We start from the raw sequence: 16,602 nt of genomic DNA on the forward strand, positions 1-16,602 counted from the left end.
TACCGCACGCAACAAAACGGCCGTGCCGCCCGGGCGGCGCTCAGGATGTCCCTTTTTCAGGCAGGGAGATCGTTGCCGGAAGCGTGTCGATCCGACCTGAAGGGCCGGGCCATGAACATAGGTGCGGATGCGCCTGTTGCAAGCAGGGTCCTGCACCGATCGCGAAGCGGCTCAGCTCCTCGCATTCCGGCGCGGCATTCAGCCCTTGACCGAGCCGGCCGTCAGTCCCGCGACGTAGTGCTCGACGAAGAACGAATAGATGATCGCCACGGGAATCGAGCCGAGCAATGCCGCTGCCATCAGCTGGCCCCAGTAGAAGACTCGCGCGGTGACCTTGGAACTGGAAATAGGGAAAGCGCTTCATGGTGAGCTTGTCGAACCATGAAGCACCGCACCGCTGCCAGTGCGATGCCTTCATGGTTCGACAAGCTCACCATGAAGACTACTGAGTACGGTGAGCCGGTCTTGTCGCTCAGATTTATTTCCAGTCAGGCTCGTGGAACGACCCGGTGAACTCGAGCTCGATGGCGTTCTTCACGTTGTCGATCTTCCACCAGCTCAACCGCCGCAGGAAGCTTTGTCCCAGCAGAGCCCGGCTCCGCGGCGCGCCGACCGCGGCCAGGACATTCTCCATGGTCCTGCCGCCGATCTGCAAAGTCCTCAGCCGGAACACCCGCTGCTGCAGCCCGCTGCCGTCGGCCAGCAGGAATCGCCGCTGGCCCAGGAAATCGGCGTCGGTGAGCGTGCCGTTGCGCTTCATTTCGTCGGCGACTTCCTGCGGGATCTGCACGTTGGCAGCACCGGAATCGACGACGAAGTGGGCTTTGGCACTGCCATTGATCGCCGCCGACAGCACGAAAACGCCGCCCATCCTGTGAAAGCGGACTGTCGTGCGCGCCAGGGCGGAGGCCTGCGCGGCCTTGGCGGCGTCGCACGGGCTCCAGGTCGCCGGCCCAGCGTTGTCGGCCGGTCCGTAGCAATAGCTCATCTGGGCGAGAAGCTTGGAGAAGGTGTCGCGTTGCTCGCAGGCAGCAACCGCGGCGAGCGCCGGCACAGGCTGACCACGGCAGGTCGCGTTGCTGGCTTTCCATTGGACGATCGTCTGCTCGGCGTTCCCCGTGGGCGTTTCACTGGTCTGTGCCTGCGCCGGGCTGGCGATGCCGCAGAGCAACGCCGCAACGACAATTCCTACCCATTGTGGACTACCGCGTTCTGGCAAACCGGTGCGCACACCTTCCCTCCCGCACTTCCACAAATCAGTGTACCATCATCACCGCCCGCTCACGGTCATTGAACCCCATAGGTTCGGTGCTCCTCGCCGGCCGGTGGCAACCCTGGACTCTGGGCCTTGGGCGGGCGCCGATCTTGGGCATCATCGCGATCACACGCTGGGGGCGCGCCACTCCGTGGCGCGTCGCGACTGTCATCCCGAGCGCAGCGAGGGATCTCCCGCGTGGGACGCACAGTGCGCTATTCGCAGGAGATCCCTCTCCTGAGCCTGTCGAAGGGGCGCTCGGGACGACAGTCGCGACTCACCTTCCACCGATGGTCGGTACCAGGTGCGCTGTCGATGCCGCTGCCGATCGCGTTGATGGTGCTTTGGTTGAGTCTGCAGATGCGATGCCTCGAACCATGAGGCCTCGACCGCGATTCTTGGGCAACTGGCTCAAGCCTCAGGCTTTGCTTTTCAGCGACACGGCCAGTCCCAGGACACCAGGATGGCCCGGTTGAGCCGTAGAACGTCTTCGTCGTCCAGTCTTCCGAGATACGTGCCGACCTTGGTCTTCGGGACAGTGGTGATCTTGTCCACCATCAGACGGCAAGCGGCGCGCAGTCCGTTGCGGTCGTTCGGCTCCACGAGCAGGCGAAACAGCGGAGCATCGGTCTCATCGGTGGTGAAGGCGCAGATTGTGATCGAGGCCGTCGCATCGAAACTGTCATCCTGCACGATGACCACAGGATGTGGCTTGCCGGCGTAATCCTGGCCGCCCGCGACAGTCCAAATGTCGCCCCGTCTCATTCATCGCCTCGATCCGATACTGCGTCGATGAAGGCCTGATCCTCGCTCGCATGGGCGCTCGCTGCGACCGCGAGCGACTGGCGATGCGCTTCCGACCGGAACGACGGCGCGCGCACGTCAGGCACCCAGATCTGTATGGGGCGCAAGCCCTGCCGCCGCAGGCGCTCACGATGCTCCCGCACCTTCACGCGGGACGGCGCGGGCTTTGATGCCGAGGCCATGGGAGGCGCTCCGATCCTGGTTACATGTAACCTGTCATGGGTGGGAGAATTCGACGAGTGTCCCTGGACGGGACGGCAGAGTCGGGACCCGAAGACCGAAAATTCTTGTTCTCCAAAGAAGAATAGCGTATAGATGTGGCTGGAGTTAACCTGCCCGCCGCCGGGGCCAACGGGCGCATTCGTGGGCCCCGCCGCAAGGGGCAAGGCCGCCGCCGGGTCGAGGCACGGGCGCTTGCGTCAGCTCCACGACACGGAGCCCGCCATCGTCGCGCTTGCTGGACAGGCTGGCGCCGGTGGCCGCTATCCGGCCCGACCTCTTCCATTCGTCATCGGGATCGACACATGAGCTTTGCTGCACCGGTCCAGAACGTGCCCGGCATGTCGCCTTCGACCCTGGAGGCGCCCCACGCCGCTGACAGCGCAAATGGCGCAGGCGGATTGGCAACGCCGTGTCCCCAGTTGCAGGTGCCGATATCGAGGACGCTTGCCCTGCCGGCAGGCGCCATCGATCCCGGCACTACGGGCGCTGCTGTCAATGACGCGCGCCAGGCACCATCCGGCGCGGACCCGCTGCGCGCTCTTCGCGGCCTTCCCGCAGACGGAATCGCCGCAGCGTGTCCCCGATTCAGGGCAGCGATAATGGGGACGGTTTTTGAGGGCGATGCCGCGCCGACGGCAGCGCATTCGCTGTTGCTGAAGCTCGTGGTGGTGGCGCGGCTGGAGGCCGGTGAGCGGCTGGGCACTCTGGCGCGGCGGCTGAAGCTGCGGCGTCAGCTCCTCTACGATTGGCGAGATCGGTTCCGCCGTGGTGGCGCTGACGCGCTGCGCGGGCCGGGGCGGCCGCGCCTGCCGACGGTATCCGCAACGGGCGGACGCGATCTTGCGCGGGCCCGCCAGCGCATCGCGGTGCTGGAACGCGAGCTGATCGAGCGTCGGCTTGACTTGGTCCTGCTGCGCCAGGCGTTGCGGGCGCAACGCCTGGCGGACGACGCCGACCCGCCGCCGCGCCGCCTGCGGCCGCGAGGCCGGCCATGACGGCCTCAGTAGGTCGCGGTGCGTGCGGTCCCCGCCGTCGTGCCGGCCGTCTCCATGGCCCAGGCGACATCGGCCAGATAGGCATCGACCACCGGCTCGTGGGTCAGGTTCAGCATCAGGTGGATGCCCATCGGCTCGGTCAGGTAGCCGACCAGCCAGCCTTTGCTGGCCAGCCGCTCGCCGATCGCCTGGATGTCGTGCCGCTCGCTGCCATAGGCGAGGATGCCCAGCTCCGGCCGGCCCCACACCTTGAGGCCCAGCCTGACCAGGCCGTCCTCGTAGGCACGCCGTGTGGCGAGGATGCGCTCGGTGACCCGCAGGTAGCCTGCCTCGCCGAGGTAGTTCATCACCGCCCAGGCGGCGGCGATGGCGCCGCCGGCGCGGGTGCCCACCAGCGTGTTGGTGAGGTAGCGGCCGCGCGGCCAGTTGTCGAAATCGTAGGCCATGAAGCCGAAGGCGTCGGCGTCACGGAAGAACAAGGTCGAGGCGCCCTTGGCGGCATAGCCGTACTTGTGCAGGTCGGCCGATATCGAGGTGACACCCGGCACCGCGAAGTCGAAATCGGCGATCGGCGCGCCCAGCTTCCTGGCGAAGGGCGCGATATAGCCGCCGACACAGGCATCGACATGCATCCAGAGATTGGCCTCGGCGGCCAGCGCGGCCAGGTCCGTGATCGGGTCGACCACCCCGTGGGGATAGGCCGGCGCCGAGCCCACCACCATCACGGTCCGCGGCGTGACCGCCCGGCGCATGGCGGCCACGTCGGTGGTGAAGTCGGGGCCGACCGGCACGCGCACGGTGCCGAGGCCCAGGAAATGCGCGGCCTTGTCGAAGGCGGGATGCGCGGTGCGCGCCAGCAGGATCTCAGGCGTGCCGGCCACGGGCCGCGTGCGGTGCGCCCAGTCGCGCGCCGCCTTCACCGCCAGGAAGATGCTCTCCGTGCCGCCGGTCGTCATCGCGCCGCGGCCGTCATTGCCGCCGTTCAGCAGGCTGAGCCCCATGCCGACCACCTCGCGCTCGAAGGTGGCGAGGCTGTGGAAGGCGCGCAGCCCCAGGCCGTTTTCCGAGAAGAACATGAGGTAGGCCTTCTTCGCCACCTCCAGCACGTCCTCGCCGGCATAGTGGATGTAGACGGCGGCGCGGCCATGGACCCAGTCGACGTCCTGCGCCTTGGCAGCCTGCATCTGCCGCTCCAGCGCCTCCCAGGCGATGCCCTTCTCCGGCAAGCGATGCATCGTCGACCTTCCTCTCGGATCTTGCCTTCCCCCGGAGGGGGAAGGTGGCGCGAAGCGCCGGAAGGGGGATGTTGTAACGGATTCGATATTAGCCGCGCGATCGAGTCAGTTCGACCATCCCCCTTCTGCCGGAGCAGGGCGATCGCATATGGGTTTTCGACTACCTTCCCCCGCTTGCGGGGGAAGGTGCCCGAAGGGCGGATGGGGGGTGTTGCAACGGCGCAGGTGCTCGATGAGATGCACCATTTGCGTTGAAGCGCCCCCCAACCGGCGCTTCGCGCCACCTTCCCCCGCAAGCGGGGGAAGGTAGTCGAAACTTCCGTTCATGTGCGATCGCCCTGCCCTCCGGGGGAAGGAATGGATCACATGCTCCGGGCGTCGCGGATACAGGGTTTCCGGTAATTTCCGGTAGTCGTCAGCGACCCTCCAAGTCTTTGCGACCGTTGCCGAATCGAATTGCCGGCATATCCGGCGCAGAAAAATTTCGTGCATGCCCGAACAGCGCGTGCCGCATGTCCGGGGCAACCACGGGACCGGGGATGGATCGGACGGCCGCCGCGTATGGAGCCGTAGAGGCCATGTTGGGGGATCGCCTTGCGTATACCTGCGGTCACGATGCCGCCACCGTCCTTGCGGGCCGGTCCGTTGAAATCCTGGCACGCCTGCCCGTCGATTCTGGGCTATGAAAGGGGCCGATACATGCCTCGACGCGGTCAAGGGGAGGGGCGTTAGATGCGCCTTGGGCCCATGATCAAGAAGCTGGTTCGGCCGCTGCTCCTGGTCACTGTCCTGGTCGTTGCCGCCGGCGCGGTCGCGATCGCCGTGATGCCGCGCTCGCAGCAGCAACAGCAGGGCCAGCGGCCCGCCGGCGGCCGTCCGGGCGCGCCCGCCGACCGGCCGGTGCCGGTGCTGGCCGCGGCGGCCAGCATCGCCGACGTGCCGGTCTACCTGAACGGCGTCGGCACCATCAAGGCGCTCAACACCGTGACCGTGCGGCCGCAGGTCGACGGCAAGCTCATCAAGATCTCGTTCAAGGAGGGCCAGGACGTCGAGCGCGGCTACGTGCTGGCCGAGATCGACCCCACCACCTACCAGGCCCAGCTCGACCAGGCGGTCGCGCTCAAGGCCCAGCACCAGGCCCAGCTCGCCAACGCCAGGATGGATGTCGACCGCTACACCCAGCTCGCGAAGCTGAACGCCGGCTCGCAGCAGCAGGCCGATGCGGCGCGGGCGCAGGCGGCCCAGCTCGAGGCCCAGATCAAGGCCGACGAAGCCGCCATCGAGAACGCGCGCGCCATCCTGGGCTACACCAAGGTCGTGGCCCCGATCAGCGGCCGCACCGGCATCCGCCAGATCGACGAAGGCAACATCGTGCATGCCTCCGACGCGACCGGCATCGTCGTGATCACCCAGATCCGGCCGATCTCGGTGCTGTTCAACCTGCCACAGCAGAACCTGGCCGAGGTCAACAAGGCCTTCGCGAAGGAGCCGCTGCGGGTCGAGGCCCTGGCTGCCGACGGGCGCACCGTGGCCGATCGCGGCATCCTGCAGGTGGTCGACAACCAGGTCGACCAGACCACCGGCACCGTGCGGCTGAAGGCCGAGTTCCCCAACGCAGATCTGCAGCTCTGGCCCGGCCAGTTCGTGGGCGTGCGGCTGCTGACCGCGACCCTGAAGCAGGTCGTGGTGGTGCCCGCCGCGGCCGTGCAGCGCGGCCCCAATGGCCCCTACGTGTTCGTGATCCAGCCCGACAGCACCATCGCGATGCGTCCCGTGACCATCACGCAGCAGGACGAGCGGCGGGCGGTGATCGCCACCGGCCTGGATGCCCAGGAGCAGGTGGTGACCAGCGGCTTCGCCCGCCTGGCCAACGGCACCCGCGTCGCCATCTCGCAGCCCGCCGGCGACACGGCGCGGCCGCCCGCGGGCAATCCACCCGACGGCGCCCGCCCGCCCGGCGCCCGTGCCGGTGGTGGCGGCGAGGGCCGTCACAAGGCGGGCAAGTCCGAAGGGAAGCCGGACGCCAAGCCATGAGCGTCTCGGCGCCCTTCATCCGCCGGCCCATCGCCACCACGCTGCTGGGCATCGCCATCATGCTGGGCGGCATGCTGGGCTACTGGTGGCTGCCGGTCTCGGCGCTGCCGCAGGTCGATTTCCCCACCATCCAGGTCACGACCCAGCTGCCGGGCGCCAATCCCGACACCATGGCGGCGCTGGTGACGTCGCCGCTGGAGCGCCAGTTCGGCCAGATCTCGTCGCTCACGACCATGACGTCGTCGAGTTCCTACGGCGTCAGCCAGATCACGCTGCAGTTCGACCTCGGTCGCGACATCGACGCGGCGGCCCAGGACGTGCAGGCCGCCATCAACGCCGCCGGCTCGACCCTGCCGCGAAATCTTCCCTATCCGCCGGTCTACCTGAAGGTGAACCCGGCCGACACGCCGATCGTCACCCTGGCGCTGACCTCGGCGACGCTGCCGCTGCGGCAGCTGAGCGACATCGCCGACACCATGATGGCGCAGCGCCTGAGCGAGGTCACCGGCGTGGGCAACGTGGCGGTGCAGGGCGGCGTGCGTCCGGCGGTGCGCATCCAGGCCGACCTGGCGCGGCTGGCCGGCTACGGCCTGGACATGGAGGATCTGCGCACCGCCATCGCCGGCGCCAATGTCGCCGGCCCCAAGGGCCTGCTCGATGGCCCGCAGCAGGCCTACACCATCGCCGCCAACGACCAGATCGTGGCGGCGCAGGCCTACCGGTCGGTTGTCGTCGCCTACCGCAACGACGCGCCGGTGATGCTGAGCGACGTCGCCGACATCATCGACGGCCTGGAGAACGACAAGGTCGCGGGCTGGTACCAGGGCACGCCGGCTGTGGTGCTGGCCATCCAGCGCCAGCCCGGCGCCAACGTCATCGCCACGATCAAGGGCATCCATGAGGAGCTGCCGCGCCTGCAGCGCGCCATGCCCGCCGGCGTCAACCTCGCCATCGTCTATGACCGCACCAACACCATCCGCGCCTCCGTGCACGACGTGCAGTTCACCCTGGCGCTCAGCACCGCGCTGGTGGTGCTGGTGGTGTTCATCTTCCTGCGCACGGTGCGCGCCACGATCATCGCCGGCGTCACCCTGCCGCTGTCGCTGGTGGCCACCTTCGGCGTCATGTGGTTCTGCGGCTTCAGCCTCGACAACCTGTCGCTGATGGCGCTCACGATCGGCACCGGCTTCGTGGTCGACGACGCCATCGTGATGATCGAGAACATCGTGCGCCACATGGAGAAGGGCGAGTCGCCCTTCAACGCGGCGCTGCGCGGCGCCCGCGAGATCGGCTTCACCGTGATCTCGCTGACGGTGTCGCTGGTGGCGGTGTTCATCCCGCTGCTGTTCATGACCGGGCTGGTCGGGCGCATGTTCCGCGAGTTCGCCCTGACCCTGACCATCGCCGTGGTGGTGTCGGCCATCGTCTCGCTGACCCTGACGCCCATGATGTGCAGCCGGCTGCTGTCGGCCGGCCGCACCGGCCATCGATCGGAAGGCGAGGCGGCCAGCGGCCGCACGCTGGCCTTCTACCGCGTCACCCTGGAATGGGTGCTGCGGCATCGCACGCTGACGCTGCTGGTCACGGCCGTCACCCTGGTGGCCACGGTCTGGCTCTATGTCGTGACGCCCAAGGGCTTCCTGCCGCAGCAGGACACCGGCCTGATCACTGCCATCACCGAAGGCAACCCGCAGGCCTCGTTCGCCGAGATGCAGCGCCTGCAGGGTCAGATCGAGGCCGCGATCCGCAAGGACCCTGACGTGACCGGCGTCGTGTCGGTGGTCGGCGTCAGCCCGGTCAACCCGGCGCCCAACACCGGCACGCTCAGCATCGCGCTGCGGCCGCGCGACGAGCGCCGCGCGGTCGCCAGCGAGATCGTCGAGCGGCTGCAGCATGTGGCGGCCGAGATCCCCGGGCTCACGGTCTACTTCCAGCCGGTCCAGGACATCCAGATCAGCACCCGTTCCGCCCGGGCCCAGTTCCAGTACACGCTGGTGTCGACCGACCGCAGCGAGGTCACGGCCTGGGCCCACAAGCTGGCCGATGCGCTGCGCGGCGCGCCGGTGCTGCGGGACGTGGCGCTGGAAGCGCAGGAGGACGGGCTGCGCGTGTTCGTCCAGGTCGACCGCGAGATGGCCGGCCGCCTGGGCGTGAGCATGCAGATGATCGGCGACACGCTCTACGACGCCTTCGGCCAGCGCCAGGTCTCGACCATCTACGGCCAGGCCAACCAGTACCGCGTGGTGCTGGAGGCGATGCCGCGCTACCAGCAGGATCCGGCAGCGTTCGCCAGCCTCTACGTCCAGTCCACCGCCGGCCCGCAGGTGCCGCTGGGCGCGTTTTCGCAGGTCCGGCGCATCACCGCGCCTTTGGTGATCGCGCACCAGGAGCAGTTCCCGTCGGTGACGCTGAGCTTCAATCCGGCGCCCGGCGCGTCGCTGGGCGATGCGGTGAAGGCCATCGCCGACGCCGAGCGCGCGATCGGCATGCCCGAGTCGGTGATCGGCAGCTTCTCGGGCGATGCCGCCGAGTTCGCCAAGTCGCTGGCCGGCGAGCCGTGGCTGATCCTGGCCGCCGTGATCACGATCTACATCGTGCTGGGCTTCCTGTACGAAAGCTTCATCCATCCGCTCACCATCCTGTCGACCCTGCCGTCGGCCGGCGTCGGCGCGCTGCTGGCACTGATCGTGTGCCGGCAGGACCTGTCGGTGATCGCGCTGATCGGCATCGTGCTGCTGATGGGCATCGTGAAGAAGAACGCGATCATGATGATCGACTTCGCGCTCGAGGCCGAGCGCAAGGAGCGCCTCTCGCCGCACGACGCCATCATGCAGGCCTGCCTGCTGCGCTTCCGGCCGATCATGATGACCACCCTGGCGGCTTTGTTCGGCGCGCTGCCGATGGTGTTCGAGAACGGCACCGGCTCGGAGCTGCGCTTCCCGCTGGGCATCACCATCGTGGGCGGCCTGCTGCTGAGCCAGCTGCTGACGCTCTACACCACGCCGGTGGTGTATCTCGCCATGGAAGGCCTGCGCGTGCGCCTCGGCGGCCGCCCGCCCCTGGTGGCCCCGCGGCCCCAGGCGCAGGGCGCGGAGTAGGGGCGGTGTTCGGCGCGATGCATTCCTCCCTTCTCCCCGCGAAGGCCAGGGCGATCGCATATGCCCCTACCGTCATCCCGAGCGTAGCGAGGGATCTCCCGCGAATTGCGCACCGTGCGCCTTGCCGCAGGAGATCCCTCGCTGGCGCTCGGGATGACAGCGAGGTCATATGCGAATGCCCTGCCCTCCGGGGGAGGGGGATGCCATGAACATCTCGCGCCCGTTCATCCGCCGGCCGGTCGGCACGACCTTGCTGGCGATCGGCCTGATCCTGATCGGGGCGGTGGCCTACCGCTTCCTGCCGGTGGCCAGCCTGCCCAGCATCGACCTGCCCACCATCCGGGTCAGCGCGTCGCAGCCGGGCGCCGATCCCGCCACCATGGCCGCGACCGTGGCCGCGCCGCTGGAGCGGCGGCTGGGCAAGATCGCGGGCGTCACCGAGCTCACCTCGACCACCACGCTGGGCTCGACCTCGATCGCGATCCAGTTCGACCTCAGCCGCAACGTCGACAAGGCGGCGCGCGACGTGCAGGCGGCGCTCAATGCGGCGGCCACGGACCTGCCGCTGGACCTGCCGTCGCTGCCCACCTTCCGCAAGGCCAATCCCAACGCCACGCCGATCATGATCCTGGCGCTGACGTCGGACACGGTGTCGGCCAGCGCGATCTACGACGCCGCCGATTCGGTGATCGCCCAGCGCCTGTCGCAGATCGACGGCGTGGCCGACGTCACGGTGAGTGGCGCCGACCAGCCGGCGGTGCGGGTGCGGCTCGACCCCGGCCGGCTGGCGGCCATGGGGCTGTCGGCCGAAACCGTGCGCACCGCGATCGCCAACGCCAATGCCGTCTCGCCGGTCGGCATCCTCGACGGCACCGACCGCACCGCGACGCTGGCGCTGAACGACCAGCTGCGCTCGCCGGCCGCCTACGGCAACATCGTCGTGCGCGTGTCGGCCGACGGCGTCGTGGTGCGGCTGTCGGACATCGCCACCATCGAGCAGTCGACCCGCAACAGCCGTTCGGCGGCGTGGTTCAACCGCCAGCCCGCGATCCTGCTGAACATCACCAAGCAGGTCAACGCCAACGTCATCGAGACGGTCGACCGCATCCATGCCCTGCTGCCCGAGCTGCGGCGCTGGGTTCCGGCCGGCATCAACGTGTCGGTGCTGTCGGATCGCACCACCACCATCCGCGCCAGCGTCGACGACATGCAGCTCACCCTGATGGCGGCGGCCATCCTGGTGATGATGGTGGTGTTCCTGTTCCTGCGCCGCGGCGCCGCCACGGTGGCCGCCGGCGTGACGGTGCCGCTGTCGCTGGCCGGCACCCTGGCGGCGATGTGGCTGGCCGGGTTCTCGATCAACAACCTGTCGCTGATGGCGCTGGCCGTGTCGGTCGGCTTCGTGGTCGACGATGCCATCGTCATGATCGAGAACGTCTTCCGCAACCTGGAGAAGGGGCTCTCGCCGCTGCGGGCCGCCTTCGCCGGCGCGCAGCAGATCGGCTTCACGGTGGTGTCGATCAGCGTCTCGCTGGTCGCGGCCTTCATCCCGCTGCTGTTCATGGGCGGCATCCTGGGCGCGCTGCTGCGCGAGTTCTCGGTCACCCTGATCTTCGCCATCGCCATCTCGGCCGTGGTGTCGCTGTCGGTGACGCCCATGGTGTGCGCCCATTTCGTGCGCGCCGCGCCGAGCGCGACCGCAACCTGGCTCGACCGCGCCGTCGAGGCCGTGCAGTCGGCCATGGTCAACGTCTATGCGCGCAGCCTGCGGCTCTTCCTGCACATGCGGGTCGTGGCGCTGGTCGTGGTGTTCGCCACCCTGGCGCTCACCGTCGCGCTCTACATCAAGACGCCCAAGGGCTTCTTCCCGCAGGACGATACCGGCCTGCTGTTCGGCTTCACCGAGGCCTCGACCGACGTGTCGTTCCGCACCATGGTCGAGCTGCAGCGGCGCGTGGTCGAGGTCGTGACTTCCGATCCGGCGATCGCCGGCGTCGGCTCGTCGCTGGGCGCCTCGTTCTTCAGCACCACGGCCAACCAGGGGCGCCTGTTCATCAGCCTCAAGCCCCTGGCCGAGCGCGACGGGATCTCGCCGCAGCGCGTCATCGACCGGCTGCGGGTCCGGCTGGCCCGCATCGCCGGCATCAACACCTTCCTGGCGGCGATCCAGGACCTGCGTGCCGGCGCGCGCAGCTCCAAGTCGCAGTACCAGTTCACCCTGTGGAGCGACGATCTGGAGGAGCTGCAGCGCTGGGTGCCGCGCGTCGTCGACCGCCTGGGCCAGCTGCCCGGTATCACCGACATTACCACCGACCGCCAGCAGGCCGGCCTGCAGGCCAATGTCGTGATCGACCGCACCGCCGCCTCACGCCTGGGCGTGCGCATCCAGGACATCGACAGCGCGCTGAACAACGCCTTCGCCCAGCGCCAGATCTCGCTGATCTACGGCCAGCGCAACCAGTACCGCGTGGTGATGGAGGTCGAGCCGCAGTTCCAGCGCGACCCATCCGATATCGGGCAGATCTATGTGCCGGCGGCCGGCGGCATCCTGGTGCCGCTGTCGGCGGTGGCCCGCATCGAGCGCGGCTCGGCGCCGATGGTCGTGAACCATCAGGGCCAGTACCCGTCGGTCACCGTCTCCTACAACCTGACCAGCGACACGGCGCTGGAGCAGGCCAGCGCCGACATCCAGAGGGCGGTGGCGGAACTGCACATGCCGGCCACGATCCGCACCGAGTTCGCGGGCGACGCCAAGACCTTCGCGTCCGGCGCCGGCACGCAGCCGCTCCTGATCCTGGCGGCGCTGATCGCCGTCTACATCGTGCTCGGCGTGCTCTATGAGAGCCTGGCGCATCCGCTGACCATCATCTCGACCCTGCCGTCGGCGGGGCTGGGCGCGCTGCTGGCGCTGCAGGTGTCGGGCGCCGAGCTGACGGTGATCGCCGTCATCGGCATCATCCTGCTGATCGGCATCGTGAAGAAGAACGGCATCATGCTGGTCGACTTCGCGCTCGAGGCCGAGCGCCGCCGCGGGCTCAGCGCCGAGGACGCGATCTTCCAGGCCTGCCTGGAGCGCTTCCGGCCCATCCTGATGACGACCCTGGCCTCGCTGCTGGGCGCGGTGCCGCTGCTGATCGCCAGCGGCCCGGGCTCGGAGCTGCGCCGGCCGCTGGGCCTGACCATCATCGGCGGGCTGATCCTGTCGCAGGCGCTGACGCTCTACACCACGCCCGTGATCTACCTCTGGCTCGACAAGCTGCACCGCCGCTGGTGGGGCGGCAGCAGCCCGTCGGCGACCCCGCGCGGCGGGCAATTGACATCGATCGGGTTGCGGTAAACCATCCCCCGTCAAGCAAGAAGGGAGCGAAACGATGTCTAGGACGGACGATGATCTCCCGACGACGCGGCGCGACTTCATGCAGGTCGCGGCCGCATCCGGCCTGGCGGCGGCATTGCTCGCCAGCGCCGGCATCAGCCCGGCGCTGGCGCAGGCCGTGATCGGCCGGTCGGAGAAGCCGCTGAAAGCCGCCTTCTCCAACGCCGGCCTGCAGGCGACATGGTGCGCGCAGGGCAAGCAGGCCGCCGAATGGTGGGGCAAGCTGTTCAACGTCGAGGTGACGTGGTTCGACGGCCAGCTCGATGCCGTCAAGCAGCGCTCGGCCATCGACAACATGGCCTCGCAGAAATGGGACTTCGTCGCCATCCAGGCCTTCGGCATCGGCACGCTGACGCAGCCCGTGCAGAAGATGATCGACGCCGGGATCCCCGTGATCGACATGGACACGCTGATCGCCCCGCTGGAGCAGATCAACGTGCATTCCTTCCTGGCGCCGGACAACGAGTTCATGGGTGGCGCCGTCACGCAGGCCCTGGCCACGGCCATGGGCGGCAAGGGCAAGATCATCATGACCCAGGGCGCGCTGGGCCATACCGGCGCGCAGGGCCGGGCGCGCGGCTTTCAGTCGGTGATCAAGCAGTATCCCAACATCGAGGTGCTCGACACCCAGCCGGCCGACTGGGACGTGTCCAAGACGGCGCGGCTGTGGGAGACCTACCTGACCAAGTACCCGCAGATCGACGCCGCCTTCTTCCACAACGACGACATGGCGCTGGCGGCCTACAACATCATGAAGGCGCGCAACCGCACCAACATCCTGATCGGCGGGGTCGATGCCATGCCGCCCGCCATCCAGGCGGTGAGCGACGGCCGCATGTTCGCGACCGTGCGCAATCCCTCCTGCCGCATCCATGGCGGGGCGATCGTGGCCGGCGTCGCGGCCGTGGCCGGCGGCGAGAAGACGGGCAAGGGGATCCCCAAGCACGTCATCACCGACGGGCCCGTCGTCACCAAGGCGAACGCAGCCGGCATGCAGTGGATGCAGGATCACTTCCTGATCTGAGCCGGCTCGTGGCCGACGCACCGCCGCCGATCTTGTCGCTGGTCGGCGTCTCGAAGGCCTTCGGCGGCGTGCAGGCCCTGCAGGATGTCGACTTCACGCTGCGCGCCGGCGAGGTCCACGGCCTGGTCGGCGAGAACGGCGCCGGCAAGAGCACGATGATGAAGATCATCGCCGGCGTTCACGCCGACTATGCCGGCCGCTTCCTGCTCGACGGCCGCGAGGTGCGCTTCCGCTCGACGCGCGACGCGCACGCGGCCGGCATCGCCATGGTCCATCAGGAGCTCAGCATCGCCCCGGACCTCAGCGTCGCCGAGAACGTCTTCCTCGGCACCCAGATCACCAACCGGCTCGGCATGGTGCAATGGCGGCGCATGGCGCAGGAGGCCGAGTCGCTGCTGGCCAGGCTGGGCGTGCATGCCGACCCGCGGCAGCAGATGGGCGACCTGCCGATCGGCATGCAGCAGCTGGTCGAGATCGCGCGCGTGCTGTTCTCGGGCGCGCGGATCATCATCCTGGACGAGCCGACCTCGGCGCTGTCGCCGCCCGAGATCGCGCGTCTGTTCTCGGCGCTGCGTCACCTGCGGGCCGCCGGCCGCAGCATCGTGTTCATCTCGCATTTCATCGACGACATCCTCAGCATCGCCGACACCGTCACCGTGTTCCGCAACGGCCGCAAGATCATGACGGTCCCGGCGGCCGACACGACCAAGGGCGGGCTGATCCAGAGCATGATCGGGCGTGGCCATGCCGAGCTCGAGGAGAGCTACACCAACGATATCCGTCTGGCCGCGCCGGCCGCCGGCCCGGTCGTGCTCGAGGCCGACGGCCTGTGCCTGGGACGCAGCCTGCGCGACGTCTCGCTGTCGGTCCGGGCCGGCGAGGTCGTGGGCATCTACGGCTTCATGGGCTGCGGCCAGGCGGAGCTGGCGCGCGTGCTGTTCGGCAAGATGACGCCCGAGCGCGGATCGATCCGCGTCGCGGGCCGGCGCTTGCGGCGCGGCGGGACGGCGGGCGCGCGGCGCGCCGGCGTCGCCTTTGTGCCCGACAGTCGCCGCGCGATGCTGTTCCACCAGGAGCCGGTCTACAAGAACACGTCGATCAGCATCCTGGGCCGCCTGTCGCGGCTGTTCCTGAAGCCGGCGCAGGAACGGGCACTGGCACAGCGCCAGATCGAGGCGCTGCGCATCCGGCCGCCGCGCGTCGATGCCCTGCTCGGCGCGCTGTCCGGCGGCAACCAGCAGAAGGTGGCGCTCGCCAAGTGGCTGACCTATCCGCCCAAGGTGCTGGTGCTGAGCGAGCCGACCCGCGGCATGGACGTGGGCGCCAAGGACGAGGTGGTCAAGATCGTGCACGGCCTCAAGGCGCAGGGCCTGGCCGTCGTCATCGTGTCGAGCGAGCCGGAGACGGTGCTCTCGATGGCCGATCGTATCCTGGTCCTGCGCAAGGGTGAGCTGGTGCGCGAGTTCGCCGACGAGATCGTCAGCAAGGATCGGCTGCTGGAGGCGGCGTGAGCGATGAATGACGACATCACCAGCGCTTCCACGGCTCATCCGGCGCCGGCCCGGCGTGGCCTGGGCGCGATCGCGCGCAGCCAGATGCGCAACATCGCGCCGTTCCTGACGCTGATCGTGCTCATCGTGTTCTTCTCGGTCGTCAGCCCGTCGTTCGCGACGCTGGGCAATGTCGGCAACATCCTCACCCAGGTCTCGGTGACCGGCATCATCGCCGCCGGCCTGACCTTCGTGATCCTGTGCGCCGAGATCGACCTGTCGGTGGCCAGCATCGCCAACGCCACGGGCATCGCCGTCGCCTACTTCACGCTGCAGGACTCCTACGTCAACATCGCCAACGTCCCTGTCCCGGGATGGGTGGCGATCCTGCTGGCGCTGGTGGCCTGCAGCGCGCTGGGGGTGGTCAACGCTGCCGGATTGGTGGTGATCGGCATCCCGTCCTTCATCATGACCTTGGCCATGATGCAGATCGCCGCCGGCATCTCGGCGCTGCTGGTGCGCGGCCAGATCGCCTACAAGATTCCCGCCCTGATCTCGACCCTGGGCTCGGGCTCGGTCGGCGGCATCCCGTGCATCGTCCTGGTCGCCGCTTTCGTGCTGCTGTTGAGCCATCTCGTGCTCACCTACACGCGCTTCGGCCGCTACGTGTACCTGGTCGGCAGCAATCGCGAGGCGGCCGAGAATGCCGGCGTCAACGTCAAGCTGATCCTCGGGGCCGTGATGGTGATATCAGCGGTCTGCTCGGGCATTGCCGGCATGCTGGGCGTGGCCCATTTCGGCAGCGCCCAGCAGAACGAGTTCGACACCTACCTGCTGGATTCGATCGCCGCCGTCGTGGTCGGCGGCACGAGCCTGTTCGGCGGCCGTGGCGGCATCGGCAACACCATCGTCGGATTGTTCGTGCTGGGCGTGCTGAACAACGGCCTCGACCACGTCAATATCGACAGCTTCCTGAAGATCCTGATCCGCGGCCTGATCCTGCTGCTGGCCCTGATCATCAACGTGTACGCCCAGCGCCTGCGCGAGACGTCAGCCGATTGAGGCTGCC

At 68.4% G+C, this 16,602-nt stretch carries 11 protein-coding genes; 7 read left to right on the forward strand and 4 right to left on the reverse strand.

The genetic code is table 11. The features are described 5' to 3' along the window. Positions 1-478 precede the first annotated feature (478 nt). From FHP25_RS15030 to FHP25_RS15040, 3 genes are all read right to left on the reverse strand, one after another. A complete protein-coding gene (locus tag FHP25_RS15030; protein ID WP_147847754.1) occupies positions 479-1,231 on the reverse strand; it encodes a retropepsin-like aspartic protease family protein in 753 nt (250 codons plus the stop codon). Positions 1,232-1,687: 456 nt separating this feature from the next. Then, entirely contained in the window at positions 1,688-2,020 is a 333-nt protein-coding gene (locus FHP25_RS15035) for a type II toxin-antitoxin system PemK/MazF family toxin (RefSeq protein ID WP_147847755.1), read from the reverse strand. After that, positions 2,017-2,241, reverse strand: a complete 225-nt coding sequence (locus FHP25_RS15040; RefSeq protein WP_147847756.1) for an antitoxin MazE family protein — start codon at positions 2,239-2,241, stop codon at positions 2,017-2,019. Before FHP25_RS15040 ends, FHP25_RS15035 begins: the two co-directional genes overlap by 4 nt. A gap of 639 nt (positions 2,242-2,880) precedes the next feature. Here FHP25_RS15040 and FHP25_RS40810 point away from each other — a divergent pair. Then, entirely contained in the window at positions 2,881-3,276 is a 396-nt protein-coding gene (locus FHP25_RS40810; RefSeq protein ID WP_178133547.1) for a helix-turn-helix domain-containing protein, read from the forward strand. Positions 3,277-3,281: 5 nt separating this feature from the next. Here FHP25_RS40810 and FHP25_RS15050 read toward each other — a convergent pair whose 3' ends face one another. Continuing rightward, the gene (locus tag FHP25_RS15050; protein ID WP_147847758.1) at positions 3,282-4,511 is read right to left on the reverse strand and encodes a pyridoxal phosphate-dependent decarboxylase family protein; all 1,230 of its coding nucleotides are present in this window, start codon (positions 4,509-4,511) and stop codon (positions 3,282-3,284) included. Positions 4,512-5,243: 732 nt separating this feature from the next. Between FHP25_RS15050 and FHP25_RS15055 the strand changes: the two genes are divergently transcribed. The 6 genes from FHP25_RS15055 (at position 5,244) to FHP25_RS15080 (ending at position 16,595) form a co-directional block, all read left to right on the forward strand. Continuing rightward, on the forward strand, positions 5,244-6,545 hold the full coding sequence (locus FHP25_RS15055) for an efflux RND transporter periplasmic adaptor subunit (protein ID WP_147847759.1): 1,302 nt from the start codon (positions 5,244-5,246) through the stop codon (positions 6,543-6,545). After that, positions 6,542-9,643, forward strand: coding sequence for a multidrug efflux RND transporter permease subunit (locus FHP25_RS15060; RefSeq protein ID WP_147847760.1), 3,102 nt, complete (start codon positions 6,542-6,544; stop codon positions 9,641-9,643). The genes FHP25_RS15055 and FHP25_RS15060 overlap by 4 nt, the downstream gene beginning before the upstream one ends. A 205-nt stretch (positions 9,644-9,848) precedes the next feature. Beyond that, positions 9,849-12,980 (forward strand): efflux RND transporter permease subunit, encoded by a 3,132-nt coding sequence (locus FHP25_RS15065; protein WP_147847761.1) that lies wholly within the window; start codon positions 9,849-9,851, stop codon positions 12,978-12,980. A 34-nt stretch (positions 12,981-13,014) separates the two neighbouring features. Continuing rightward, on the forward strand, positions 13,015-14,043 hold the full coding sequence (locus FHP25_RS15070; protein WP_147847762.1) for a sugar ABC transporter substrate-binding protein: 1,029 nt from the start codon (positions 13,015-13,017) through the stop codon (positions 14,041-14,043). Between the two features lie 8 nt (positions 14,044-14,051). Next, a complete protein-coding gene (locus tag FHP25_RS15075) occupies positions 14,052-15,554 on the forward strand; it encodes a sugar ABC transporter ATP-binding protein (RefSeq protein WP_147847763.1) in 1,503 nt (500 codons plus the stop codon). A 15-nt stretch (positions 15,555-15,569) separates the two neighbouring features. Beyond that, entirely contained in the window at positions 15,570-16,595 is a 1,026-nt protein-coding gene (locus tag FHP25_RS15080; protein WP_408068529.1) for an ABC transporter permease, read from the forward strand. The last annotated feature ends 7 nt before the right edge of the window (positions 16,596-16,602 follow it).

It is taken from the genome of Vineibacter terrae, from assembly GCF_008039615.1.
GTDB classification, from domain to species: Bacteria; Pseudomonadota; Alphaproteobacteria; order Reyranellales; family Reyranellaceae; genus Vineibacter; species Vineibacter terrae.